Annotated in this window: 21 protein-coding genes and 2 tRNA genes; 15 read left to right on the top strand and 8 right to left on the bottom strand. The window is 72.2% G+C overall.

The window, feature by feature from the left end; all coding sequences use genetic code 11:
• Positions 1-12: 12 nt before the first annotated feature.
• The 5 genes from ACULK4_RS01245 to ACULK4_RS01265 form a co-directional block, all read right to left on the bottom strand.
• Complete coding sequence (locus ACULK4_RS01245) at positions 13-1,038, bottom strand: LacI family DNA-binding transcriptional regulator (protein WP_445964110.1); 1,026 nt, start codon at positions 1,036-1,038, stop codon at positions 13-15.
• A gap of 60 nt (positions 1,039-1,098) precedes the next feature.
• Positions 1,099-2,628 (bottom strand): GH1 family beta-glucosidase, encoded by a 1,530-nt coding sequence (locus ACULK4_RS01250; protein ID WP_445964111.1) that lies wholly within the window; start codon positions 2,626-2,628, stop codon positions 1,099-1,101.
• Positions 2,625-3,560 (bottom strand): carbohydrate ABC transporter permease, encoded by a 936-nt coding sequence (locus ACULK4_RS01255; protein WP_445964112.1) that lies wholly within the window; start codon positions 3,558-3,560, stop codon positions 2,625-2,627. Before ACULK4_RS01255 ends, ACULK4_RS01250 begins: the two co-directional genes overlap by 4 nt.
• Complete coding sequence (locus ACULK4_RS01260) at positions 3,557-4,669, bottom strand: carbohydrate ABC transporter permease (RefSeq protein ID WP_445964113.1); 1,113 nt, start codon at positions 4,667-4,669, stop codon at positions 3,557-3,559. Before ACULK4_RS01260 ends, ACULK4_RS01255 begins: the two co-directional genes overlap by 4 nt.
• Positions 4,670-4,758: 89 nt before the next feature.
• Positions 4,759-6,027, bottom strand: a complete 1,269-nt coding sequence (locus ACULK4_RS01265; RefSeq protein WP_445964155.1) for an ABC transporter substrate-binding protein — start codon at positions 6,025-6,027, stop codon at positions 4,759-4,761.
• A gap of 231 nt (positions 6,028-6,258) precedes the next feature.
• Between ACULK4_RS01265 and ACULK4_RS01270 the strand changes: the two genes are divergently transcribed.
• From ACULK4_RS01270 to ACULK4_RS01295, 6 genes are all read left to right on the top strand, one after another.
• A complete protein-coding gene (locus tag ACULK4_RS01270) occupies positions 6,259-7,635 on the top strand; it encodes an MFS transporter (RefSeq protein ID WP_445964114.1) in 1,377 nt (458 codons plus the stop codon).
• Between the two features lie 90 nt (positions 7,636-7,725).
• A complete protein-coding gene (locus ACULK4_RS01275; protein ID WP_445964115.1) occupies positions 7,726-8,394 on the top strand; it encodes an amidase domain-containing protein in 669 nt (222 codons plus the stop codon).
• Entirely contained in the window at positions 8,394-9,218 is an 825-nt protein-coding gene (locus ACULK4_RS01280; RefSeq protein WP_445964116.1) for a M15 family metallopeptidase, read from the top strand. The genes ACULK4_RS01275 and ACULK4_RS01280 overlap by 1 nt, the downstream gene beginning before the upstream one ends.
• 101 nt (positions 9,219-9,319) lie before the next feature.
• The gene (locus ACULK4_RS01285) at positions 9,320-9,736 is read left to right on the top strand and encodes a hypothetical protein (protein WP_445964117.1); all 417 of its coding nucleotides are present in this window, start codon (positions 9,320-9,322) and stop codon (positions 9,734-9,736) included.
• Positions 9,737-9,917: 181 nt separating this feature from the next.
• On the top strand, positions 9,918-12,083 hold the full coding sequence (locus tag ACULK4_RS01290) for a glycosyltransferase (protein WP_445964118.1): 2,166 nt from the start codon (positions 9,918-9,920) through the stop codon (positions 12,081-12,083).
• Entirely contained in the window at positions 12,080-13,393 is a 1,314-nt protein-coding gene (locus tag ACULK4_RS01295) for a nucleotide disphospho-sugar-binding domain-containing protein (RefSeq protein WP_445964119.1), read from the top strand. The genes ACULK4_RS01290 and ACULK4_RS01295 overlap by 4 nt, the downstream gene beginning before the upstream one ends.
• Positions 13,394-13,624: 231 nt before the next feature.
• Here ACULK4_RS01295 and pgm read toward each other — a convergent pair whose 3' ends face one another.
• Positions 13,625-15,259, bottom strand: coding sequence for a phosphoglucomutase (alpha-D-glucose-1,6-bisphosphate-dependent) (pgm, locus tag ACULK4_RS01300; protein WP_445964120.1), 1,635 nt, complete (start codon positions 15,257-15,259; stop codon positions 13,625-13,627).
• Positions 15,260-15,404: 145 nt separating this feature from the next.
• A complete protein-coding gene (locus ACULK4_RS01305; protein ID WP_445964121.1) occupies positions 15,405-16,694 on the bottom strand; it encodes a DUF445 domain-containing protein in 1,290 nt (429 codons plus the stop codon).
• Positions 16,695-16,911: 217 nt separating this feature from the next.
• On the opposite strand from ACULK4_RS01305, the gene pheA reads away from it, so the two are divergent.
• Positions 16,912-17,871, top strand: a complete 960-nt coding sequence (gene pheA / locus ACULK4_RS01310) for a prephenate dehydratase (protein WP_445964122.1) — start codon at positions 16,912-16,914, stop codon at positions 17,869-17,871.
• 6 nt (positions 17,872-17,877) lie between these two features.
• Here the strand turns inward: pheA and ACULK4_RS01315 are convergent, their stop codons facing one another.
• Positions 17,878-19,068: a diacylglycerol/lipid kinase family protein gene (locus ACULK4_RS01315; protein ID WP_445964123.1), complete on the bottom strand. Its 1,191-nt coding sequence runs from the start codon at positions 19,066-19,068 to the stop codon at positions 17,878-17,880.
• Between the two features lie 99 nt (positions 19,069-19,167).
• Between ACULK4_RS01315 and serS the strand changes: the two genes are divergently transcribed.
• The 8 genes from serS to ACULK4_RS01355 all read left to right on the top strand — a co-directional run bounded on the left by serS (position 19,168) and on the right by ACULK4_RS01355 (position 26,176).
• On the top strand, positions 19,168-20,436 hold the full coding sequence (gene serS / locus ACULK4_RS01320) for a serine--tRNA ligase (RefSeq protein ID WP_445964124.1): 1,269 nt from the start codon (positions 19,168-19,170) through the stop codon (positions 20,434-20,436).
• On the top strand, positions 20,433-21,305 hold the full coding sequence (locus ACULK4_RS01325; RefSeq protein WP_501043348.1) for an HAD hydrolase family protein: 873 nt from the start codon (positions 20,433-20,435) through the stop codon (positions 21,303-21,305). The genes serS and ACULK4_RS01325 overlap by 4 nt, the downstream gene beginning before the upstream one ends.
• Positions 21,306-21,407: 102 nt before the next feature.
• Positions 21,408-22,763: an LCP family protein gene (locus ACULK4_RS01330; protein WP_445964126.1), complete on the top strand. Its 1,356-nt coding sequence runs from the start codon at positions 21,408-21,410 to the stop codon at positions 22,761-22,763.
• 141 nt (positions 22,764-22,904) lie between these two features.
• Positions 22,905-22,989, top strand: a tRNA-Ser gene (locus tag ACULK4_RS01335).
• 55 nt (positions 22,990-23,044) lie between these two features.
• Positions 23,045-24,355 (top strand): LCP family protein, encoded by a 1,311-nt coding sequence (locus ACULK4_RS01340; protein ID WP_445964127.1) that lies wholly within the window; start codon positions 23,045-23,047, stop codon positions 24,353-24,355.
• A gap of 91 nt (positions 24,356-24,446) precedes the next feature.
• Positions 24,447-24,535, top strand: a tRNA-Ser gene (locus tag ACULK4_RS01345).
• A 130-nt stretch (positions 24,536-24,665) separates the two neighbouring features.
• Positions 24,666-24,944 carry a hypothetical protein gene (locus tag ACULK4_RS01350; protein ID WP_445964128.1) on the top strand — a complete coding sequence of 93 codons (279 nt, stop codon included), beginning with the start codon at positions 24,666-24,668 and terminating at the stop codon, positions 24,942-24,944.
• Between the two features lie 35 nt (positions 24,945-24,979).
• The gene (locus ACULK4_RS01355; RefSeq protein WP_445964129.1) at positions 24,980-26,176 is read left to right on the top strand and encodes an adenylate/guanylate cyclase domain-containing protein; all 1,197 of its coding nucleotides are present in this window, start codon (positions 24,980-24,982) and stop codon (positions 26,174-26,176) included.
• Positions 26,177-26,215: the final 39 nt, after the last annotated feature.

Raw genomic sequence — 26,215 nt, forward strand, 5'->3', positions numbered from 1 at the left:
CCCGCAGACGCCCTACGCCGAGGCCCGCCGCACCAGGTGCGTCGGCATGATGTTGCGGTGCGGCACGTCCTCGCCGGCGATGAGGCGCAGGAGGAGGTCGGCCATGAGGTAGCCCATCTCCTCCGACGGCTGGTGCACGGTCGTGAGCGGGATCGCCGAGGAGGTCGCGGCGGGGCTGTCGTCGTACCCGACGACGGCGATGTCGCCGGGCACCTGGCGGCCGCGCTCGCGGAGCACCGCGAGCGTGCCCGTGGCCATGAGGTCGCTCGCGACGAAGACCCCGTCGAGGTCGGGCACCCGGTCGAGCAGGCGGCGGGTCGCGTCGACCGCACCCGAGACCGAGAAGTCGGCGGTCTCGACGGCGTCGTCGGGCAGGCCGGCCGTCGCCATCGCGCGACGGAAACCGGCGAGCCGGTCGACGGCCGCGGGCATGTCGAGCGGGCCGGTGATGGTGCCGATGCGGCGACGGCCGATCGCGAGCAGGCGTTCGGTCGCCGTCATGCCGCCCTCGGCGTTGTCGACGTCGACGAAGATGTCGTCGTCGGCGATGTTGGGCGGCCGGCCGCCGAAGACCATCGGCATCTCGTGCGCGGCGTCGCGCAGCGAGTGGTCGCCCTCGTGGTGCGACACGACGAGCGCCCCGTCGACGACGCCCGACCGCAGGTACCGCAGGGTCTTGCGGGTGGGATCGCTGGTCGACAGCAGCAGGTTGAGCAGGTACTCGCTCACGTCGAGGCGACGCGTGATGCCCTGCACGATCGCGGCGAAGTACGGGTCGCCGAAGAAGCGGGTCGTGTCCTCGGGAACGACGAGCGCGATCGCGCCCGACGTGCGGCTCGCGAGCGAGCGCGCGGCGCGGTTGGGCACGTAGTTGAGCTTCGCGATGGCCTCGTTGACGACGCGCACGACCTCGGGGGAGACCTTGGGCGAGCCGTTCACGACACGGCTCACGGTCGCGCGCGAGACGTTCGCCTCGCGGGCGACCATCTCGAGCGTCGGCGCCGACGGACGCGCCCCGGACCCGATGACCCCCTGCATGCCTGTCAGTCTATTTCCGGGTGGCATCGGGTCGTCGGGTCCGGGGGTCCGTCGGGTCGCTCAGCGAGCGGATGCCGCGGGCAGGGCGCGGTCGCGGATGACACGCTGGTACGCCAGGCCGCTGTCCTTGACGGTGCGCTCCTGGGTGTCGTAGTCGACGCGGACGATGCCGAACCGCTTGTCGTAGCCCCACGCCCACTCGTAGTTGTCGAGGATCGACCAGTAGAAGTAGCCGTCCACCGGCGTGCCCTCGTCGATCGCGTCGAGGATCGACGAGAGGTGCGACAGCAGGAACTCCGTGCGCTCGACGTCGTGCACGGCGCCGTCGGCCGCGACCTCGTCGTCGTACGCGGCGCCGTTCTCGGTGACGATGAGCCGTACGCCGGCGGGGCCGGTGTACTCGCGGTGCACGCGCCCGAGCAGTTCGCGCAGCCCGTCGGGCTGCACCTCCCAGCCCATGCCGGTGCGGGGCAGGCCCTGCGAGTGGAAGTGCACGCCGTCGGCGGCGGGGAACGGTGAGCGGGTCGGCCGGTCGGTGGGCGCCTCGCCCTCGATCGGGTCGGCGGCCGGGCGGTCGCTGACGTACTCGCCGTGGTAGTAGTTCACGCCGAGCGCGTCGATGGGCGTCGAGATGATCTCGAGGTCGCCCGGCTGCACCACGTCGCGGAGGCCCAGGTGGCCGACATCCGCCATCAGGTCGCCTGCGTAGTGGCCGCGGAAGATCGGGTCGAGGAACACCCGGTTGAACTGCCCGTCGATGCGGCGGGCGGCGTCGAGGTCGCCCGGGCTCTCCGGGTCGACCGGCTTGGCGACCGTGAGGTTCAGCGTGATGCCGAGCTCGAGCGAGGCGTCGCGATCACGCAGCGCCTGCACGGCGAGGCCGTGGCCGAGCATGAGGTGGTGGGCCGCGGCGAGCCCCGCCGCGACGTCCTGCCGCCCGGGCGCGTGCGCGCCGGCGGTGTAGCTCAGGAACGACGAGCACCACGGCTCGTTGAGCGTCGTCCAGATGTCGACGCGGTCGCCGAGCGCGTCGTGCACGCTGAGGGCGTAGTCGCGGAACCGGAATGCGGTGTCGCGGTTCGCCCAGCCGCCCTGCTCCTCGAGGGCCTGCGGGAGGTCCCAGTGGTAGAGCGTGAGCCACGGGGTGATGTCCGCCTCGAGCAGCTCGTCGACGAGGCGCGAGTAGAAGTCGACGCCCTTCGGGTTGACCGGACCGCCGTCGGGACGCACGCGCGCCCACGACGTCGAGAACCGGTACGCGTTGAGGCCGAGCTCGCGCATGAGCGCCACGTCGTCGCGGTAGCGGTGGTAGTGGTCGCAGGCGACGTCGCCGTTGTCGGCGTTGACGACCGCGCCGGGCACCCGGCTGAACGCGTCCCAGATGGAGTCGGTGCGCCCGTCCTCGTGGGCGGCACCCTCGATCTGATAGGCCGCCGCGGCGGCGCCCAGCAGGAACCCGTCGGGGAAGCGGCGGACGGCGGCGGGCTCGGCGGAGACCGAGGGTGCGGCATCCGCCGTCACGGGTGCGGACGGCTGGACGGTGGTCTGGTCGTGCATGGAGCGCGTGCCCTCTCGGAGTTCGGTCGTCATCCCTTCACGGCTCCCGCCATGATGCCGCTCACGAGCTGCTTGCCCGCGAACACGAACAGGATGAGGAGGGGGATCGTCGACAGCAGGACGCCTGCGAGGACGATCGAGTAGTCGACGAAGTAGTTGGACTGCAGGAGCGACAGCGCCACCGGCAGGGTCGGGTCGTTGCGGTCGAGCACGATGAACGGCCAGAAGAAGTTGTTCCAGGCCGTCACGAACGTGAACAGGCCGAGCATCGCCGCCGCGGGACGTGCGGCCGGGAGTCCCACGGTGAGGAAGGTGCGGAACGAGCTGGCCCCGTCGACGCGGGCGGCCTCGATCAGCTCGTCGGGCACCGCCTGCTGCAGGTACTGCGTCATCCAGAACACGCCGAACGCGCTGGTGAGCGCCGGGATGATGATCGCGCCGATGTTGCCCGTCCAGCCGAGGTCGGAGAACAGGATGTACAGCGGCACGACGCCGAGCTGCATGGGCACGGCCATCGTCGCGACGACGAACACGAGCAGCCATCTGGACCCGCGGAAGCGGAGCTTGGCGAACGCCCAGCCCGCCAGCGTCGAGAAGAAGACGACGGATGCCGCGATGAGCGCCGAGCTGTAGATCGAGTTCCACAGCGCCCGCCAGAAGTTCACCGCCGGATCGTTCACGACCGCGAGCGCGTTGGCGAGGAAGTTGCCGCCCGGGATCCAGGACATGTCCGGGTCGCGGATGGTCGAGGAGTCGCCGGATCCGATGAGGAACGACCAGTAGAACGGGAAGGCGGCCGCGGCGAGGACGACGCCGAGCGAGGCGTACACGAACCAGCCGGGACGCGAGCCCCGGATGGGGCGTGGGCGCCGGCCGCGTCGGTCGGGCGCCGCGGTGATGGCCGACGTGACCGAGGGGTGCTCGTCGGGAGCGGGCGTGACGTGGGTCGGGGTCGGGGTGCTCATCGGAGTGCCTCCGTGGTCGTGTCGGCGGCGGTGCCGCTCGCCTCGCGATCGGCGCTGATCCGCTTGCGCGCGGCTCGGGCCGCTGCTCGACGCTCACGGCCCGAGAGGTCCGATCGCGTGCCTTCGTCGCGGACGAGCCGGCGGGTCACCAGGAGGTTGACCACGCCGATCGCGAGGATGATGAGGAACAGGATCCAGGCGAGCGCGGCGGCGCGACCGAAGTTCCACTGTCCCCAGCCGATGTCGTACAGGTAGAGGGTGATGGTGAGCCACTGCGAGTTGGCGCCGCCGACGCCGAACTGGTCGTACATGCGCGGCTCGTCGAAGATCTGCAGGCCGCCGATCGTCGACGTGATGATGACGAAGATGAGCGTGGGACGCAGGCTGGGCAGCGTGATCGACGCGAACTGGCGGAACCGGCCCGCGCCGTCGATCGAGGCCGCCTCGTAGTAGTCGCGGGGGATGGCCTGCATCGCGGCGAGCAGGATCAGCGTGTTGTAACCGGTCCAGCGGAAGTTCACCATGGTGGCGATCGCGATGTGGCTCGCGAAGGCGTCGCTGTGCCACGGCACGGGGGGCACGCCGAGGTCGGCGAGGATGCTGTTCACGAGGCCGTACTGGTCGCCGAACATGTTGCTGAAGATGAGCGCGACGGCGACGGGGGCCATGACGTAGGGCAGGAGCACGCCCATCCGCCAGAAGGTCTTCGCGCGGATGTTCTGGTCGAGCATGGCGGCGATGAAGATCGCCAGGAGCAGCTGCGGGACGCTCGAGAGCAGGAAGATGCTGAACGTGTTGCGCAGCGCGATCCAGAACTTCGGCTGGCCGAGCACGTAGGCGTACTGGTCGAAGCCGATGAATTCGCCCGAGTTGCGCACGAGGTCCCAGTCCATGAACGAGATCACCGCGGTGAAGGCGATCGGGAACAGGCCGGTGACGGCGAAGAGGATGAAGAAGGGGGAGATGTAGAGGTACGGCGAGAGCTTGAGGTCCCACCGGCTGAGGCGATGCCCGAAGGCGATGCGTCGCGGCTCGCGGGGCGGGCGTGCCGTGGATTCCGCGGGCGCGGAGTCCGCGGGAGTCGGCGGGGCCGTTGCGGTCGAGGTCACGGTGGTTCCTTACGTTCCTTGAGCTGCGGGGTGGTGCCCGGCGGGTCGGGTGGGACCCGACCCGCCGAGCGGTGCGCTCAGCTGCGGGGTCAGCCGATCGCGGTCACCTCGGCGACCCACTGGTCCCACGAGGTCTGCTTGTCCTGCGTGCCGTCCTCGACGCGGGTCAGCGCCTGCTGCATCGCGTCGTTGATCTGGAAGTAGTACTCGCCCTTGAACGGGGCGACGGTGACGGCGTTGGCGCGGTCCGTGAGGATCTGGCCGACGGGCGCGTCGTTGAAGTACTCGTTGGTGAACTCCGTCAGCGCCGTGTCGGAGTAGGCCTCGGTCTGGCTCGGGAAGGTGCCGGCGTTCTCGAACGCCTTGATCTGCTGCTCGGGAGCGGTCAGCCAGTCGGCCAGCTTCTGGGCCTCTTCGACGTTCTCGCCGTTGGCGGGGACGGTCAGGTACGAGCCGCCCCAGTTGCCGCCGCCGTTCGGGAACACGTTGGCGATGTCCCAGCCCTCGACGTCGGGCGCGTTGCCCGAGATCACGCCGAGCATCCAGCCCGGGCAGAGCATCGTGGCGTAGGCGCCGTTGGAGAGGCCGGCGAACCAGTCGTCGCTCCACTGGCCGAGGTGGGCCGACTGCGTCGCGCTGGCGTCGAGCACCTGGTTGTAGAGGTCCTCGACCTCGCCGTTCTCTGCAGCGATGATCTCACCCGACTCGGGGTCCTCGTAGGCCGCCTCGACCTGGTTGATCATGCCCTGGTAGGTGCCGCCGGCCGAGTCGAACCAGGCCTTGCCGGTCGCCTCGGTGTACTGCGCGCCGACCTCGAAGTACTTGTCCCAGTCGCCCTCGAGCAGCGCGGCGACCTCCTCGCGGTCGGTGGGCAGGCCGGCCTCGGCGAACAGGTCGGACCGGTAGCAGACGCCCTCGGGGCCGATGTCGGTGCCGTAGCCGATGAGGCGGCCGTCGGCGTCGGTCGCGGCGTCGACCTTCCAGTCGAGCCAGCGGTCGGTCACGTCGACCTCGGCGAGCAGGTCGGAGTACTGCATGACCTCGGGGAGCCAGTCGACCTCGATCGCCTCGACGTCGGCCAGGCCGGTCTTGCCGAGCTTCTGGAAGTAGTTGGCGCGCGCGTCGTTGGAGGTCGCGGCCTTGTTGTGGACGATCGTGACGTTCGGGTTCTCGTCCATGTACTCCTGGAGGAGTTCATCGGTGTAGCCGAAGTCGTTGAACGTGGAGATGGTCAGCTCGACCTCGCCGCCGTCTCCGGCTGAGGCGGTGTCGTCGCCCGCGGCGCAGCCGGTGGCGATGAGGGCGAACGAAGCGGCGCCGGCGACGGCCGCGAACGCCTTGGTGCGTCGTGAAAGCATCACGGTCACTCCCTTGTGTGCGTGGTTGGTGGGGGCTCGTGGGTCGCGCCTCGCCGAAATGGTGAGAGCGCTCTCACGATGCGATTCACGATGTTAGGGACATCGAATGCGGGTTGTCAAGAGAGCGCTCTCACCGATTCCGTTCGTTATCGAGACGTGACCGGCCGAGCGGGCCGGGACCCCGGGCCTCGTCCGCGACGCTCCCGCCCGCACGCGAGTACAGTTGGCCGCATGCGCCGGCAGGCGAGTGAACGGATGTCGCGACGCGGGCTGTCGCTCGCCGTGCTCATCGTCAACCAGCTCCTCGCCGGCGTCGGCGTCGCATCCGGACTCGCACTCGCCGCGATCCTCGTCGCCGACCTCACCGACGTGACCGCGTTGGGCGGCCTCGCAATGTCGTCGAGCGTGCTCGGCGCGGCCATCGCCGCCGTGCCGCTCGCGCGTCTCGCGGTACGCGCCGGGCGGCACGTCGCGCTCGCGACCGGCTACGCGTGCGCCTTCCTCGGCGCCGTGCTCGTGATCGCCGCGGCGACGGGCGGATGGCCGGTGCTCGTCTTCATCGGACTCGCCGCGTTCGGTGCCGGGGCGGCCGCCGGACTCCAGGCGCGGTTCGCGGCGACGGAGATCGCCGCACCGGGCTTCGCGGCTCGCTCGATGTCCCTCGTGCTGTGGGCGACGACGATCGGGTCCGTGGCCGGCCCACTGCTCTCACAGGTGGGCGACGATCTCGGCCGCTCACTCGGCCTGCCTCCCCTCGTGGGGCCGTTCGTCTTCTCGGGTGTGGCGTTCGCCCTCTCCTCGATCCTCGTCGCCACCCTGCTGCGCACCCCGAAGGCCGGTTACCTCGCCACGGACGGCTCGGGACCCGAACCGGAGGGCGCCGCCGAGCCCGCGGGGGGCCCCGATGCCGGCCCGACCGCCGACGCCGACGCCGCGGCGGGCGGTCTCGCGCCCGAGCGCGTTGCGACCGCCACCGGCGCGGTTCCGGTGGCGCCCCCGGTCGCCGAGCGCATCGGCGCGTGGCGGGCGTTCAGCGCCGCCGTCCGCAACCCCACCGCCCTCGTCGCGATCCTCGCGATCGTCTGCTCGCACACGGTCATGGTCGTCGTCATGGTCATGACGCCGGTGCACATCGTCGGGCAGGGGTTGTCGCTCTCGGTCGTGGGCATCGTGATCAGCATCCACATCCTCGGCATGTACGGGGCGAGCCCGATCATGGGATGGCTCGCCGACCGCATCGGCTCGGAGCGGGTCATCGCGATCGGTGCGGCCCTCTTCGTCGCGGCGACGACCATCGGCATCCTGGCGCCGAACGACGTGCTGCTCGTTCCGCTCGCCCTCGGCCTGCTCGGCCTCGGCTGGTCGGCCGGCCTCATCGGCGGTTCGACCCTGCTCACGACCGCGGTCGATGAGCGGCTGCGTGTGCCGCTGCAAGGGGCGACGGATGCCGCGATGAACGTCGCGGCCGCGACATCCGCTGCGTTCTCGGGGCTCGTGCTCGGTCTCGGCGGATTCGCAGCCGTCAACGCCGTGGCGATCATCCTGCTGGTTCCCCTCGCGATCGCTGGGCTCCGGCTCGTCTTCCTGCGACGCAACGCCGCCGTCTGACGCGGGCATCCCCCTTCACCCGCCGAGCACTCAGGCTCAGCGGATGCTGCTCCCGGCGTCCTCGGAGCCGGCGCGGTTAGCGTGGCCCGCGTGATCCGATCCCTCCTCGTCGCCGGGCTCGCCGCCGGGCTCGCCCTCTGCGCCACCGGCTGCGCGGGCATCCCGCCGCTGCCGCCGCAGGCGACCTCGCCGGACGCCGCGGCATCGGTGCCGCGCACCGCCGACGTCGCCGAGACGGAGGCACCGGAGGAGCCCGCCTACGTCACCGACGAGGCCACGGATCCCGCCGTGTTGGCGCAACTCGACTACGTCCTCGCATACTGGTCGGACTACAACGACGAGGAGTGGGGCGTGCTCGAGGGCAACGACTGCGTGAACTTCACCAGCCAGGCGCTCGCCGTGCGCGGCTGGGAGCAGAACGACGACTGGTACCACGGCGGAGACCCGTACGCGTCGAGCCCCACGTGGCGCAGCTCCACGGCGATGCGCGACTGGCTCATGACCCGGCCGGACCTCGCGACGCCGCTCGACGACAGCCGGAGGGACGAGGTGCAGCTCGGCGACATCGTCCAGTTCGACTGGGACGTCTCGGGCGACCGCGACCACACCGGCATCGTCACGCGCATCGAGCGCGGCGACGACGGGGTGAAGGTCTACTTCGCGGGTCACACGCTCGACAGCGACTACCGCGATGTCGACGTCGCGATCACCGAGGAGCACCCCGGGGCCGCGGTGTACTACTGGCGCCTGGCCGACTGATGGCCGAACGGAACGAACCGAGCCCGGAGGTCCAGCGTCGACGGCTCGTCGTCGCATCGGTCCTGAGCGTCATCCTCATCGCGGGGTCCTTCATCGCGCTCTTCGCGACGGGAGCCGGCTCGGGAGGCGCCGAGGCGACCGGCGACGGCGCGCCCGTGGCATCCGTCGCCGCCACGCCCGAGCCGACCGCGCATCGCCCCTCGCCCGAGGTCACGCCGACGCCCGAGCCCGTCGTGCCCGCGTTCGACATGGCCGCGCGCTCCATCGACGACCCCGCGAGCATCTGGGTGGTCGTCGACAAGCTGCGCCCGCTGCAGCCGGCCGAGTACGAGCCCGCCGACCTCGTGCCGGTTCCCGTCGCCCACACCTGGGAGCCGCTGCTGCGGCAGGAGGCCGCCGACGCCGTCGTCGCGATGTTCGGGGCCGCGTCGCAGGAGGCCGGACTCGCGCTCGCGTCGAACAGCGCCTACCGGTCGTTCGGCGCCCAGCAGAACATCTACGTCGGCGACGACGAGCTCACCGCGCGACCGGGGTTCAGCGAGCACCAGACGGGCCTGGCCATCGACATCGGGCCTGAGTCCGGTGTGTGCGCGCTCGACGTCTGCCTCGCGGACACGCCCGAGGGGCAGTGGCTGCGCGACAACGCCCATCGCTTCGGCTTCATCATGCGGTATCCGCCCGACAAGCAGGCGGTCACGGGCTACCAGTTCGAGCCGTGGCACTTCCGGTACGTGGGCACCGAGCTCGCGGCGGAGATGCGCACTCGGGGCATCACGACGCTCGAGGAGTTCTTCGGCCTGCCGGCCGCGCCCGTCTACCCCTGAGCGTTCATCGAGTTCCCAGCGCCCGCGAGGCATCCTCACACGCCCGCATGATGTGATTCCCGTGTCCCCCTTTATGCCGACACGGAAACCCCCCGACCATCGTGCCCCGTAAGCCCCTCCTCCCCGCGTTCCGCCGTTCCACCTTCCGCGCGCCCGATCCCGATGCGGCCGCCCGCTTCGACCTCGCGCTCCCCGGCGCCAACACGGAGGCGGAGCGACGGCCCGCCGCCGAGCTCGCCGAGCAGGCGGGCCTCCGCTCGGAGTCGCTCGAGACCGCGCTCGTGGAGCACCGCCTGCTCGTCGAGGAGCGCCTGCTCGCGGAGGTCGCCGCCGATCGCGACGCCACGTCGCACCGCAGCGCGCCCGACGCGACGGCGGCACGCGGCCCCGAGGTCGCCCGCGCATCGTTCGTCGTCCGGGCCTCCGACGAGCACTCCCGGCACCCCCGGCACCGCGCCGACCGCATCGGCAACCGCCGCCCCACGAGCGGCCCGCGCCGCCCGCTGCTCGCCGGCTGAGCGCCTACGCAGGTGCGGTGACCCGAACGAGCGGACGCCGCGATCCCCACCGGATTCCCAGCAAGCCGGGGCGAACGTCAACCTCTCGACAATATGATCCGGCGGGGGCGACACTGGCGCCCAGGACGGACGACACGTCCGCGGCGCCCGGCGCCGCACGTGCCGAACGAGGGGAGGCACCGTGGGGGTACAGACCGCGCTCGACGCCGTGACGGGCGCGCCGACGATCGTCGACGCGATGCGCCTCGCCGACGACCTCGCCTTCGAGGCGGGTCGCGATCCGGGGCTGCGCACCGTCCGCGTCCTGGCGCAGGCCTTCCAGGGCGACGACGAGCTCACCGCGATCGCCGCGACGCACGCGCTCGCAGGGGTGTTCGACCCCGAGGCGGCCCGTCTCCTGGTCCGGTTGCTCTCCGACGACCGGGCCTTCCTCCGCGAGCACGCGGCGTGGGCGCTCGCGTCCGGCCTGCCGCGTCCGGACGCGATGGGCGCCCTGCTCCGCGCCGTGGTCGACGGCGGGTTCACGGGCATGCTCGCGCAGCGCACGCTCGAGCAGTGGTCCGACGCGAACGCCGACGCCCTCGTGGTGGGCGTCGAGGGCGCGCTGCTCGGCGTCGACGAGCCTGAGGCGCGAGCGCGACTCGTCGAGACGCTCGGCCTCGTGCGCGACCCGCTCGCTGCGCCCGCGCTCGTCCGGGTGGCGACGGATGCCGCGGAGCCCGATCCGGTCCGCGTCGCCGCGGTCTCGGCGCTCGGCGACCGTCGCGCCGACGACGACCTGCTCGCCGTGCTCGACCGCCTGACGGCGGAGGACGGGATGCTCGGCGACGTCGCCCGCCTCGCGCTCGTGGACCTCGACGCGGTCGCCGCCGGGCCGAAGGAGGTCCGGGAGGGCCTCACGGTCGCGCAGCTGTTCCTGCATGCCGACATCGACCCGGGGCTGAGCGCGGCCGGCTCGGGCGACAACGGCGGCATCGCGACCCTGCTCGTGCGGCTCGGCGACGCGCTCGTCGCCGATCCCGGCTCCGGCGTCCGTCGCGTGCTCACGCTCTCGCGCGGTTCGGTCCGGCAGGCGATGGCCGACCTCGAGTCCCTCCGCACCTCGGGCGCCGGCCACGTCTACGGGCGCATCCCGCTGCTCCGAGGCCCGATGCCGTCCGCGGCGGCCTGGCCGCTGCGGGTGGTCGCGCGCCGCGCCATCCGCCGCGTGCTGCGCGCCGCTGGCGGCGTCGACGTGCTGCACCTGCGCATGGCAGACGTCGGCAGCCTCGCCGCGTCCGACGTCGCGCGCGAGCTCGGCATCCCCGCAGTGTTCTCGCTCGCACCCGACCCGCACGCCGTGATCGAGTCGCTCGACCGCTCCGGTCGCCTCACCCGCGAGGGCTTCGGGCGGGCCGACCTCGTCGAGCACTTCTGGTTCCGTGCCCGACTGGTGCAGCGACTCGCGGCGAACGCCGCGCACACCGTCGTCTTCCCGCGACCGCGACTCGAGGAGGACCTGCGGCGTCTCGTCGGCGTCGATCTCGCAGCGCACGCCGAGCGGCACACGATCGTGCCCGAGGGCGTCGACCTCGCCACGATCGACGCCGCCGTCGACGAGGCGTCCGCGCACGCGCACGGATCCGGGCCCGCCCCCGCGATCGCCGACCTCCGCGAGCTCGTCGGCGCGCTCGCGTCCGAGCGGCGGGGACTCCCGCTCATCGTGACCGCCGGCAGACTGCACCGCGTCAAGGGCATGGCCGCCCTCGTCGAGGCGTGGGCCGCGGGACCGCTCGCCGAGCGGGCGAACCTGCTCGTGGTCGGCGGCGACCTGCGCCACCCGTCGATCGACGAGCGCGAGCAGCTCGACCGCATCGACGCCGTCGTGCCCGAGACCGCCCGCGCCCGAGCCGGCCTGCTCCTCGCCGGCCACCGCCCGAACGGAGTCACGGCCCGCTGGATGGCCGCCGCGAGGCTCGGACTGCCCGGCCTCGCCGCTCCCGGCGGCGTGTATGCCTGCGCGAGCATGAAGGAGGAGTTCGGCCTCGCGATTCTCGAGGCGATGGCCACCGGGCTCTTCGTCGTCGCTCCCGACGGCGGCGGCCCGGCCACGTACATCGATGACGGCGTCACCGGCATCCTCACGGCGACGTGGGACCGAGCGCGCCTCGAGTCCGCGCTCGGAACGGCGCTCGATGTCGCAGCGAGCGAGGCCGCGGCGGGCGACGAGGCGCGCGCCGACCGGTCGCGCGCGATGGTCCACGACCACTTCACGATCGGGCGGATGTCGCACGCCCTCGCCGGCGTCTACGACGGTGTCGCGCGCGCCGAGGCAGAGCTCCTCCAGCGCGCGGAGGCGGTCGCATGACGCTGCTCGTGATCAGCCCCGACTACGCGTCGCACCTGCTCCCGCTCGCCACGCTCGCCACAGCGTGGCGCGACCGCGGCGAGCGGGTCGTCGTCGCGACGGGACCGGCGACCGCGGGCATCGTCGAGGAGTTCGGCCTCGAGCGGGTCGACCTGCGGCTCGGCCGCGGCAGCAATCCGGGTGTCATCGCCGCCGACCGGCAGCCCGTCGACGAGGGGGAGTCGCTGCGCGGGTTCTTCGCCGCCACGCGCGAGGGCGCGGTCCCCACGCTCGCGTACCAGGCCGCCGAGCGGCTCACCGACCTCATGTGGCGCCCGGTCGAGGCGGCTCGGGCGACGCAGCGCATCGTCGACGACGTCGCACCCGAGCAGGTCGTCGTCGACCACCTGGCCTTCAGCGCACGCCTCGGACTGCAGACCGCCGGCATCCCCCACGGCGACGTGGTGCTCGGCCATCCGACGGCGCTGCCCGTCGGCGACGAGGTGTACGGGTTCCCGCCCATGTGGCCGTCGGCGTTCCGGCCCGACCCGACGGCGCTGGCCGGCCTGCGCGAGCTGTGCGAGCGCGTGTCGACGCGCTTCACCGCCGAGTGGAACCGCGCCGCGCGCGAGCTCGCCCCGTCGCATCCGCCCACGGCCGACGCGTTCGCCGAGCACGGGCCGCTCGTGCTCTACAACTTCCCGGCTGAGCTCGCCGACGGCGACCGCCGGGCGCTGCTGCCGCCCCACCGCTTCCTCGGCTCGGCGCGCCGGGTCGAGCGCGTCGACGACGACATCGAGCGCTGGTCGGCGGGTGCAGGGCGGTTCGTCTACCTCAGCTTCGGCAGCTTCCTCTCGGTGCGAGGCGACGTGCTGCGCCGCGTCGTCGACGCGCTGCGCGTCCGCGGCCTGCGCGCCGCGGTCGCCACCGGCTCGACGGATGCCGCGGAGCTCGGCGACCTCCCCGGCGACTGGCTCGTGCGCCCGTACCTCCCGCAGGTGCGGCTGCTCGACGCCGCGGCGGCCGCGGTGACGCACGGCGGGAACAACTCGGTCACCGAGGCGATCGGCGCGGGCGTGCCGCTCGTGGTGCTGCCGTTCTCGACCGACCAGTTCGCCGGCGCCGCGTCGATCGAGCGCGCCGGGTTCGGGGTCGCGCTCGACCCGAACGCGGCGACCGTCGACGAGCTGGCTGCCGCCCTCGACCGCGTGCTCGACCTCGACGCCGGCGCGCGGGCCCGGCTCGATGCGGCCGCGTCGCTGCAGGCCGCGCGCCCGGGTCCCGAGATCGCGTACGCGTCGCTCGTCGAGAGCGCCGAGTCGGCCGCCTGACCCGCGCCGCCCTGCCCGCGGCCCGCTGTCCGCTGCCCGCGGCCGCCGCCCGCCGCCCGCGGCCCGCGGCCGCCGCCCGCGGCCCGCGGCCGCCGCCCGCCGCCCGCCGCTGCCCGCCGCACCCCTCGTGCGGGCCCTCGCGTGATACAGGTCGCGCCGAGGGATACCGCTCCAACGGCATCACTCGGCGCGACCTGCATCACTCGGCGAGGGACGGGCGCCGGCCTGCGGTCAGCCGGCGGACTGCAGCGCCGCGTCGACGATCCGCTTCGCCTCCGCCTGCACCTCCGCGAGATGCTCCGGCCCCTTGAACGACTCCGCGTAGATCTTGTAGACGTCCTCCGTGCCGCTCGGCCGGGCCGCGAACCACGCGTGCTCCGTGGCGACCTTGACGCCGCCGACCGCCGCGCCGTTGCCCGGCGCGGACGAGAGCTTCGCGACGATGGGCTCGCCTGCGAGGTCCGTGGCCGTGATGGCGTCGCCGTCGAGCCTGCCGAGGGCCGACTTCTGGGCAGCGGATGCCGCGGCATCCGTTCGCTCGTACGCCGGGTCGCCGAAGCGCTCGACGAGCTCGGCGTACAGCTGCGACGGGCTCTTCCCGGTGACCGCGCGGATCTCGGACGCGAGCAGGCACAGCAGGATGCCGTCCTTGTCGGTGGTCCACACCGTGCCGTCCTTGCGGAGGAACGATGCGCCGGCGCTCTCCTCGCCGCCGAACCCGACCGACCCGTCGATGAGGCCCGGCACGAACCACTTGAACCCGACCGGCACCTCAACGAGCCGCCGACCGAGCGATTCCGCGACGCGGTCGATCATCGAGCTCGAGACGAGGGTCTTGCCGATCGCGGCATCCGCGGGCCAGTCGGGACGGTGGGTGTAGAGGTACTCGATCGCGACGGCGAGGTAGTGGTTGGGGTTCATCAACCCGCCGTCGGGCGTGACGATGCCGTGGCGGTCGGCGTCGGCGTCGTTGCCGGTCAGGATGTCGAAGCCCTCGCGGTTCGCGAGCACCGACGCCATCGCGTTGGGGCTCGACGGGTCCATGCGGATCTTGCCGTCCCAGTCGAGCGTCATGAACGACCAGCGCGTGTCGACCTTCTCGTTGACGACGGTGAGGTCGATGCCGTAGCGGTCGCGGATGGCGCCCCAGTACCCGACCGACGCGCCGCCGAGCGGGTCGGCGCCGATCCGGATGCCGCTCGACCTGATGGCGTCGAAGTCGATGATGTCCTGCAGGTCCTCCACGTACTCCCCGCGGAAGTCGTAGGTCTCGACCGCGGAGGGCTCGGCCTGGTTGACCTCGTGCAGTCCACCGGCGATGAGCTCGTTCGCGCGGTTCGCGATCCAGCTCGTCGCGTCTGAGTCCGCCGGGCCGCCGTGCGGCGGGTTGTACTTGATGCCGCCGTCCTGCGGCGGGTTGTGGCTCGGGGTGATGACGATGCCGTCGGCCTCGCCCTCGGCGCGCTTCGCGGGGTCGTTGTTCCACTTCAGGATAGCGTGGCTGAGCGCCGGCGTCGGCACGTAGTCGTCGTACTGGTCGGCCAGCACGCGCACGCCGTTCGCGACGAGGACGTCGAGCGCGGTCGTCTGCGCGGGACCGCTGAGGGCGTGCGTGTCGGCGCCGATGAACAGCGGGCCGGTGATGCCCTGGCTGTTGCGGTAGTCAACGACGGCCTGCGTGATGGCGAGGATGTGGTCCTCGTTGAACGCCGTGTTCAGGCTCGACCCGCGGTGGCCCGAGGTGCCGAACACCACGCGCTGCTCGGGTCTCGAGACATCCGGATGCAGGTCGTAGTACGCCCTGAGCAGGGCCTCCACGTCGATCAGGTCGGATTCGGTCGCCGGAGTTCCTGCTCGCTCGTGCATGCCCCCATCCTGCCCCTCGCGCGCTCCCGCATCCAGAGCTTGCGCAATTCAGGAACGTCAAGCGGGCGCGCGCCGATCAGGCCGGCGATTCGCGCGCGCGGAGGCGTCGCGGGCGCGCTCGCTCCTGAATTCTGCTCATCACCCCTCAGGCGAGGGACTGGATCGTCGTCGCGATCGCGTGGATCGTCAGGCCCGCGAGGGCCCCGACGACCGTGCCGTTGATGCGGATCACCTGCAGGTCGCGGCCCACCTGCAGCTCGAGCTTCTCGGTGGTCTCGGTCGGGTCCCATCGCTCGACGGTCTCGGTGATGAGCCCCGCGATCTCGTGCCGGCTGCGCCCCACGACGTAGGTCGCGGCATCCGTCACCCACGCGTCGACCTTCGCCGCGAGCTGCGCGTCGGTCGCGAGCCGCCCGCCGAGCTCGGTGAGCGCCCGCCGCGCGCGCTGCCGCAGGTCGCTGCCGGGGTCGTCGAGCGCGGCCGTCAGGGTCTCCTTGATCGACGCCCACGCCTCGCCGGCGAACTCGGCCAGGCGCGGGCTGTCGGCGAGGTCGTGCTTCAGCCGCTCGACGCGCGCGATCATGTCCGGGTCGTGCTGCAGGTCGTCGGCGAGCTCGGCGAGCCAGCGGTCGATGGCGAGGCAAAGCGGATGCCGCGGGTCCTCCCGCACGGCGGCCACGAACGCGACGACCTCGCGGTGGGCGCGGTCGTCGACCACGCGGCCCACGAACCCGGGCAGCCAGCGCGGCAGCCGCTCGGACACCATCGACCCGAACGCCTCCGGATGCTCGGCGAGCCACGACTCGGCCCGCTCGAAGACGGCGTCGACCGCCGCGCGCTGCTGGTCGGCCTCGACGAGCCGCGCGCCGACCCGCCCGATGGCGGGGCCCCACTCGGGCTCGAGCAGGTGCCGGCGGGCGAGCTGCTCGATCACGTCGGCGACGTCGTCGTCCTCGAGCAGCGTGAGCACGCCGCGTCCGGCGACGGATGCCTCGGCGACGACCCGTTCGGCGTTCCCGGTCTCCCGGAGCCACTCGCCCGCGCGCCGCGCGAGGCCCATGCGTCGCAGCTTGTCGCGAACGACCTCGTCGCGCAGGAACTCGTCCTGCACGAACGCGCCGAGCGCCGCACCGATCTCGTCCTTGCGGTTGGGGATGATCGCGGTGTGCGGGATCCGCAGCCCGAGCGGGTGGCGGAAGATCGCGGTGACCGCGAACCAGTCCGCGAGCGCCCCGACCATCGCGCCCTCGGCGGCCGCTCGCACGAAGCCCATCCACGGCACCGACTCCTGCAGGGCGAACGCGACCGCGAACACGACCGCGGCGACGAGCAGCAGCGAGGTCGCGAGCCGTTTCATGCGCACGAGCGCGGCGAGGCGCTCGGCGTCGGTCGGCACCGTGCGGCGCCGGGCCGCGGCATCCGTCATCGCACTCATCGCCACCCCCGACCCGCCGAACAGAATTCAGGAAGTACAGGTGCAGAATTCAGGAGCGGTCGCGCCCGCCCGGCCGGTCGGGACGGCGATTCGCCCGCCACGCGGCGATCGCGCGTCGCGACCTCCCTGAATTCTGCACACGCACTTCCTGAATTCTGCACCTGTCCGCCGGGATCTGCGGGCCGGCGGGCCGCGGGCCGCGCTCTAGGCTGGGCGCATGACGGATGCCGCAGCGCCACGACCCGACGAGACGTACTCGTACCTCGGGCCCGCCGGCACGTTCACCGAGGCGGCGCTGAAGCAGGTGCCCGAGGCCGCCGGCCGGCACTGGCGGAGCGTCAACAACGTGGGGGAGGCGCTCGCCGACGTGGTCGACGGTCGCTCGACGGCGGCGATGATCGCGATCGAGAACTCGGTCGACGGCGGCGTGTCCGCCACGCAGGACGCGCTCGCGACCGTGCCGGGCCTGCGGATCGTGGGCGAGTACCTCGTTCCGGTGAACTTCGTGCTCGTCGCGCGTCCGGGCACCGGGCTCGGCGACGTCCGCGTCGTCAACGCCCACCCCGTGGCCTACGCGCAGTCGCGCGGCTGGCTCGAGCGCAACCTGCCCGAGCACGGCCACATCCCTGCGACGAGCAACGTGCAGGCCGCGGCATCCCTGTTCGAGAACGGCCTGGCGGATGCCGCGGTCGCCCCGCCCGGCATCGTCGACCACCTCGACGTCGACGTGCTCGCCGAGTCGATCGGCGACAACCCCAACGCGATGACGCGCTTCGTGCTCGTGAGCCGCTCAAGGCGCGTCCCGGAGCGCACGGGCGCCGACAAGACGAGCCTCATCGTCGAACTGCCCGATGACGAGCCCGGCTCGCTGCTGGCGATGCTCGAGCAGTTCTCGACACGCGGCGTGAACCTGTCGCTGCTGCAGTCGCGCCCGATCGGCGACGAGATGGGTCGCTACCGGTTCGTCGTCGACCTCGAGGGCCACGTGGAGGACGAGCGCGTCGCCGACGCACTGCTCGGCCTGCGGCGGTTCAGCCCGAAGGTCATCTTCCTCGGGTCGTACCCGCGCGCCGACCGACGCGAGGCGCAGTACCACTCGAAATACGAGGACGACATCTTCATCGAGGCGCGCGACTGGCTGCGCGGCATCCTGAGCGGCGAGCCCGAGGAGGACTGAGCGGCCCTACTTGTCGGCCTGCTCGCTCTGCTCGGTCGCCTCGGCCTCCTCGGCCTCCTCGAGCTCCTGGATCTCCGCGGGCGGCTCGATCTCCTCGGTCTCCCCGACGTCGTCGCCCTCGTCGTCGCCCTCTTCGACCGTCTCCTTCGGCTCGCCCGCAACGGGCTCGTCGGCGATCTTCGGCTTGGGCGGCTCGGCGACGCGGACCACGAGCGCCTCCGGGTCGATCGTGAAGCGCGCAGCAGTGATCTGGCCGCGTTCCTCGCCGTCGATCTCGAACTCCTGCGGGCCGCCGTCGATCACGATGTCGATGACCCGCCCGCTGGCGTAGACCACCTCGCGCCGCTTGTTGCCGCCCGTGAGGTCGATGAGCTGGCGGCCGAGCGCGCTCTTGCGCAGCACGCGGTTCTCCCACGCGACCTTGCGCCACACCATCAGCCAGCCCCAGAAGTTGCGGGGCTGCAGGCGCACGACGTCGAGCCGGCCGTCGTCGATGGACGCCTCGGGGATGAGCTCGATGTTGCCGGGGAGATAGCCGAGGTTCGCGATCAGCACGCTCGCGACGCGCGAGCGGTGGGTGCGGCCGCTGTCCATGCGGTGAGCGATCCGGAACGGCGCCGAGTTCGGGATGGCGCGGATGCCGGCGTCGACGTACGCGAGCCAGCCGACGCGCTTCTTGAGGTCGGGGTCGGTGTTGGCGATCATGGCGGCGTCGAACCCGATGCCGCTCATGACGAGCGAGACCTCGTTCTCGGTGGCGCCGTCGGGGCGGCGCACGCGCGCCCGCAGCACGTCGACCGGTCGGTCGACCCCGGTGAACGCGAGCGCGGCCGCGGCGGGGATGTCGTTGACGGGGATCTCGAGGTTGCGGGCGAACAGGTTGCCCGTTCCCAGGGGGATCAGGCCCACGGGGACCTCGGTGTTCTCGAGTCCCTCGGCGACCGCGCGCACCGTGCCGTCGCCGCCCGCGGCGATGATGAGGTCGACCTGCGCCTCCACGGCCTCCCGCGCCTGGCCGGTGCCCGGGTCGTCCTCGGTGGTCTCGATCCACAGCGTCGGGCCGAAGCCGTGCTCACGCTCGATCCCGGTCACCACCGTGCGCAGCTCCTCGACGCCCTCCTTGATCGGGTTGAAGATCACCGCGGCGCGCCTGCTGCCGCCCGCGGCATCCGTCACCTGTTCGTCCCCACCGCTCATGGCTCGAATCTAGGGCATCGCGGCTGCGCGACGGCCGTGGGCGCGAGGGGCTTGACGGCCGAGGGGGCGACGACGGATGCCGCGACTACACTTGCACGGGTGATCGACCCCGTGCTGCTCCGCGAGAGCCCCGACCTGGTCAAGCGCTCGCAGGAGGCGCGTGGCGAGTCCACCGCCTTCGTCGACGAGGCCGTGGCGGCGGATGCCGCGCGCCGCGCCGCGATCGCGTCGTACGAGGCCCTCCGCGCCGAGCAGAACGCGTTCGGCAGGCAGGTCGCGAAGGCGCCCAAGGAGGAGAAGGCCGCGCTCGTCGCGCAGGCGCAGGAGCTCGCCGCGAAGGTGAAGCGGGCCGGCGCCGACGCCACGGCCGCCGAGGAGGCGTTCACCGCCGCCGTGCAGCGCCTCGGCAACGTCGTGATCGAGGGCGTGCCCGCGGGCGGCGAGGAGGACTTCGACGTCCTCCGCGAGGTCGGCGAGATCCCCGCGTTCGGCTTCGAGCCGCGCGACCACCTCGAGCTCGGCGAGCTGCTCGACGCGATCGACATGCCGCGCGGCGCGAAGGTGTCGGGAGCCCGCTTCCACTTCCTCAAGGGCGTCGGCGCCCGCCTGCAGCTCGCCCTGATGAACATGGGCCTCGACAAGGCGATCGCGAACGGCTTCACTCCGCTGATCACGCCCACGCTCGTGCGCCCCGAGGTCATGCAGGGCACGGGCTTCCTCGGCGCGCACGCCGAGGAGGTGTACCACCTGCCGGCCGACGACCTCTACCTCACGGGCACGAGCGAGGTCGCGCTCGCCGGATACCACGCCGACGAGATCCTCGACGTCTCCGGCGGCCCCATCCGCTACGCCGGCTGGTCGACCTGCTATCGGCGCGAAGCCGGCAGCCACGGCAAGGACACACGCGGCATCATCCGCGTGCACCAGTTCGACAAGCTCGAGATGTTCTCGTACATCGACCCGGCCGACGCCGAGATCGAGCACGAGCGACTGCTCGCCTGGCAGGAGGAGATGCTGCAGGCGCTCGGCCTCGCCTATCGCGTGATCGACGTCGCGGCGGGCGACCTCGGCTCCAGCGCGGCCCGCAAGTTCGACGTCGAGGCGTGGGTGCCCACGCAGCAGGCGTATCGCGAGCTCACGTCCACGTCGAACTGCACCACGTTCCAGGCGCGTCGCCTCGACATCCGCTACCGCACCGACGGCGGCAAGACGGCGCCGGTCGCGACTCTGAACGGCACGCTCGCGACCACACGCTGGATCGTCGCCATCCTCGAGACGCACCAGCAGGAGGACGGCTCGGTCGTCGTGCCCGAGGGTCTCCGCGGCTACCTCGGCGGTCTCGAGGTCCTCCGCCCCGTCGAGCGATGAGCGAGCGGATGCCGCGGAGCGCGGGCGACGCCGCTCCCCGTGCCGTCTCGAGGCTCGACGCCGTGCCCGGCGCCGACCGCTGGTTCGTCGCGCTCGACGTCGACGGCACGGTCATGCACGAGGACGAGACCATCGACCCGGCGGTGGCCGACGCCGTGGCATCCGCCGTCGGGCGCGGCCACCTCGTCACGCTGGCCACCGGGCGGTCGTGGTCGACCACGAGGCCCGTGCTCGAGCACCTCGAGCTCGACCCCGAGTACGTCGTGTGCGCGAACGGCGCGATGACGATGCGGCGCGACCCCGCGTCGCCCGACGGATGGGTGCAGGCGCACGTCGAGACGTTCGACGCCACGCCGGTGCTGCAGCAGATCCGCGACGAACTGCCGAGCGGCCGCTTCCTCGTCGAGCTCGCCGACGGGTACCGCCTGTTCACCGAGGGCATGACCGACTGGAACCTCGATCGCGCGCGCCAGGTCGAGTTCGACGACCTGCTCGGCCAGCCCGCGATCCGCGTCGTGGCGACGTCCGTCGATCACGACCTCGACGAGTTCTTCGCGATCGTCGAGCGCATGGGCCTGCACCACGTGAGCTACGCGATCGGCTGGACCGCCTGGCTCGACATCGCCCCGGACGGCGTGAACAAGGCCACCGCACTCGAGCGCGTCCGCGGCTGGATGGGCGTGCCGCTGCGCCGGGTGATCGCCGTCGGCGACGGCCGGAACGACATCGAGATGTTCCACTGGGCGAAGGCCGCGGGTCGCGCGGTCGCCATGGGGCAGGCGCCGCCCGAGGTCGCCGCGGCCGCGGGCGAGCGCACCGGCACCATCGAGGAGGCCGGACTCGCCGCGGTGCTCCATTCCCTGCCCTGACGCCCCGGCGCGTGCCTCGCGAGTAGGATCGATCCCGGGGGAGACACGCGAATGGGCGATCCGGGTTCGGGTCCGCGCGACGACGCGGATCGTGAGGATGCGGTGCCGGAGACGGCCGGCCACGCCGAGTCCGACGCGCCCGACGAGTCCGACGGCCCCGAGCTCCCGCTGCCGCCTCCTCCGGCCGAACGGCGCGCCGACGTCCCGGTGCTCACCGAGGCGAACATCCCGCCCGCGCGCCACGGCCGGCTCACCAGGCGGTCGACGGCGAGGACCGTCGCGAAGGTGGTCGGGGCGACCGTCGCCGTCGTCGCGGTGAGCGCGACCGCGGTCGGCGCCTACGCGGTGGGCAACCTCGTCCGCGAGGTGCAACCGGGCGTCGTGTTCGAGAGCGAGGAGATCCTCGCCGACGTGCCCGACATCGGCGCGATGGAGGGCGGCCTCAACTTCCTCCTCGTCGGCAGCGACAAGCGCCCCGCGGACGGATCGTTCGGCGACCCCGAGATCGACTCGGCCGAGCTCAACGACGTCACCATGCTGCTGCACATCTCGCAGGACCACTCGCACGTCGAGGTGGTGAGCTTCCCTCGCGACATGCTCGTCGACGTGCCCGAGTGCCCCGACCCCGAGGACGCGTCGAGCACGCTCCCGGCCGGCTACGGCGTGAAGCTCAACCAGGTGCTGTCGTGGGGCGGCCTGAACTGCGTGGCCCGCACGATCGAGGAGCTGACGGGCATCGCCATCCCGGTCGGCGGCATCGTGCAGTTCAAGGGCGTCGCCGCGCTGTCCGAGGCCGTCGGCGGCGTCGAGGTGTGCCTCGTCGACCCGGTCGACGATCCGCGTTCGGGGCTCAAGCTCGACGCCGGCACGCACTCGATCTCCGGCTACACGGCGCTCGCGTTCCTCCGCACGAGGCACGCCGTCGGCGACGGGAGCGACCTCGGGCGCATCGCGTCGCAGCAGGCGTTCCTCGCTTCGCTCGCTCGCACGCTGCAGTCGAGCGGCACGCTGGGCGACCCCGTGAAGCTCTACGGCATCGCGAAGGCGGTGTTGCAGAACATGACGCTGTCGACCTCGCTGCAGGACCCGACGCGGCTCATCACCATCGCGCGCACCCTGCAGGACGTCGACCTCGACAAGATCGCCTTCATCCAGTACCCGACGGCGTACACGTGGGACTCGTCCGCGGTCGAGCCGACCGCCTCGGCCGATGTCGTGAACCGTGCACTGCAACAGGACGAGCCCGTGGTCTTCGACCCGGATGCCACGAGCGACGCGTCCTACGGCACGGTGAGGCCGGATGAGGCGACGGAGCCGCCGCAGGCACCGGCCTCCGACCCGGCGTCCACGCCCGTGCCGACCGTGCCCGCCACGATCCCGGCCGAGGAGCAGCTGCCGCCCGACGTGACCGGGCTGACCGCCGCCGAGGAGCGCTGCGCGACCGCGAATCCCGGCTGACCGGGGGTCGGGCGACCCGCCGCGGCATCCGGTTCAGCGCTCGCACAGGCGCTGTATGGGAGCCTTGCCCGAGAGCGTGTCGGCTAGAATCGGGGCCTGTCCGCCACCCGGACCCGCCCAGCGGGCGCCGAGGCGCGACGAGGAGGGCTGTCCGAGCGGCCGATGGAGCCGGTCTTGAAAACCGGTGGGCAGCAATGCCTCGTGGGTTCGAATCCCACGCCCTCCGCGCAGCAGACCACCTGTCATCCCGAACCTCGACGAGCCGAGAGGAGCTCCCCGGAGTGAGCCGCCAGCCCCGCGCGACACGTCGAACCGACGACACCCCGGCGATCGCCCGTCACGGCCGCCTGCGTCGCCACGGCGTCTGGTCGACCCTCGCGAGGGCCACTGCGTCGGTGCTCGCGGTCGTGCTCGCCTCGGGAACCGCGGTGGCCGCATACGCCGCGTTCGACCTCGCCGGCACCGCCAAGCCCAGCATCTCGCTCGGCAACGAGTCGGCGCTCGACGGCGTGCCCGACGTGGGCGCGATCGAGGGCGGCGTCAACATGCTCATCATCGGCAGCGACAGCCGCGAGGGCCAGGGCGACGGCTTCGGCGACCCCGACCTCGAGACGAGCGTGCTCAACGACGTGAACCTGCTCCTCCACATCTCGGAGGACCACACGCACGCCTCGGTCGTGAGCTTCCCGCGCGACATGCTCGTCGACGTGCCCACCGGCTGCACCGACCCCGACACGGGCGAGGAGCTGTGGGAGCAGTACGGCGTGAAGATCAACTCGGTCCTCGACTACGGCGGCATGCCGTGCGTCGTGAAGACGGTCGAGGAGCTCACGGGCGTCACGATCCCGTTCGCGGGCATCGTCCAGTTCATGGGCGCCGCCGCGATCTCGGAGGCCGTCGGCGGCGTCGAGGTGTGCGTGGCCGAGCCCATCGAGGACGTGCACACCGACCTGTACCTCGAGGCCGGCACGCACGAGCTCGCGGGCCTCGAGGCGCTCCAGTTCCTCCGCACCCGCTACGGCGTGGGCGACGGCTCCGACCTCGGCCGCATCTCGAACCAGCAGGTCTTCATGTCGGCGCTCGCTCGCGAACTGCAGTCGAGCGGCACGCTCACCGATCCGGTGAAGCTGTACTCCATCGCGAAGGCGGCGCTGAGCAACATGCAGCTCTCGTCGACGCTCACCGACCCCGCGAAGATGGTGTCGATCGCGAAGGCGGCGAAGGACATCGAGCTCGCCAAGATCAACTTCGTGGCGTACCCGACGGGCTACCTCGACTCCGCGTCGCTGGTGCCGACCGACTCGGCCGAGCTCGTCAACGAAGCCCTCCAGCAGGACATCCCCATCGTGCTCGACCCGACGGCGCTCGTCGACAACTCGTACGCCTCGGTTGGCGACCCGAACGCGCCGGTCACCACTGGCGAGCCGACGGATGCCGCGGCCGAGGCCCCCGCCGAGACCCCGGCCGACGGCGAGGCCACCGACGGCACGGCGACCCCGGCGCCGACCGAGCAGGCCCTGCCGTCCGACGTGACCGGGCAGAGCGCCGCCGAGACGCGTTGCTCGGCCGGCCGTACCCTCGACGACCAGTAGTCGCGGGCCCGCGGCATCCGCTCGCGCCGAATCGTCTTTCGAACGGATGCCGGTTATGATGGCAGTCGCGTTCGCCTTCGGGTGTCCGCGAGGAGACGTCGCATAGTCCGGTCGAGTGCACCACCCTGCTAAGGTGGAGTCCCCGTAAGGGGACCGCGGGTTCAAATCCCGCCGTCTCCGCTCGATGACAGGCCGCCCCGCAGGGCGGCCTTCGTCGTCTCCGCCGGCGGCACGGCCCGTTCGACCCAAGATCCCTCGTGGGCGAGGCCTGGGCTCCGGGTGACCACATGACACCAGGGGAGCGGCACGCATGCGACGATTCACCAAGACCGCCGCGATCACCTTCGCGGGAGCGCTCGCACTGACCGGCTGCTCGGGGCAGACCGGCGACGAGCTCCTCGCGGGCGTCGAGAGCCAGGAACTCGCCGACGCCGTCGAGGACTTCGCCGAAGAGGTGCGGGATTCGGCGGAGTACACCGCCGGCCTGTCCGACCCGGGTGCGGCGAACGAGGACGAACTGGCCGAACGCCGAGAGGAACTGCAGGACGCGGTGGCGGAGATCGAGGAGGCCTGCACGCCCGACGAGTAGGCGGACGTCGGGCGGCGCACCGTTACGCTGGACTCGTGACGTGGTGCTCACGCGAGGACGCGGCCGCGCGCTCCGGAGTGGAGCCGCAGTACGTCGATCGCCTGGTGGAACTCGGCATCGTCGCCCCCGCCGAGCCGGGCCGGTTCTCGGCGGGCGACGTGCGCCGGATCCTCATGGCGAAGTCGCTCGAGGAGGCGGAGATCTCCCTCGACGACGTGCTGGCGGCGCTCCGGGCGGGCGCCCTCTCGTTCGACTTCCTGGATGCCGCCGCGTACGAGCGCTTCGCCACCCTCGCCGACGAGACGTTCCGTCAGGTCAGCGCCCGCACCGGCGTCCCGCTCGAACTGCTGACCGCCATCCGCGAGGCCATCGGGTCACCCGAGCCGTCGCCCGACGACCGGCTGCGGAAGGACGAGATGGCCGTGGTGCCGTTCCTCGCGCTGCAGGTGGACGCGGGCTTCCGGCAGAACGGGATCGAGCAGCTCCTTCGGGCGTACGGCGACAGCACCCGCCGGATCGCCGAGGCGGAGGGCACGTGGTGGAACGCCCAGGTGATGGAGCCGGCCATCGCGGCGGGCGGGGATCCGGACGACGTGGCCGCGGCCGAGTTCGCCGATCGGAGCACGCCGCTCGCGGAACAGGCCGTCCTCGGGCTGTACCACGCGCAGCAGGCGCGGGCGTGGACCGCGAACTTCATCGAGGCCTTCGAGATGATGATGGCGGACGCGGGGATCCACAGCCGACTCGAGCGACCACCGGCGATCTGCTTCCTCGACGTCACGGGCTACACCCGGCTGACCCAGGAACGGGGCGACGACGCGGCCGCCGACCTCGCGACGACGCTTGCCCGCTTGGTGCAGCGCGGGTCCGTGCCCCACGGGGGCAGGCCCATCAAGTGGCTGGGCGACGGGGTGATGTTCTACTTCCGCGATCCCGGACCGGGCGTGCGCGCGGCGCTCGAGATGGTCGGGGAGATGGCCGGCGCCGGGCTGCCGCCCGCGCATGTCGGACTCCACGCCGGACCGGTGCTCTCGCAGCAGGGCGACTACTTCGGCCAGACCGTGAACCTCAGCGCGCGGATCGCCGACTACGCCCGGCCCGGGGAGGTGCTCGTCAGCGAGGCTGTCGCCGACGCGTCGCACGAGCAGGGGATCACGTTCCGGGACATCGGACCCGCCGAGCTCAAGGGCGTGGCCGGGTCGGTGCGGCTGCTGCGCGCCGAGTTCGGCTGAGCACCCGGTACAGGCGGCGGACGGAATGGCAGGAACCCC

This window comes from Agromyces selenitireducens, from assembly GCF_052748465.2.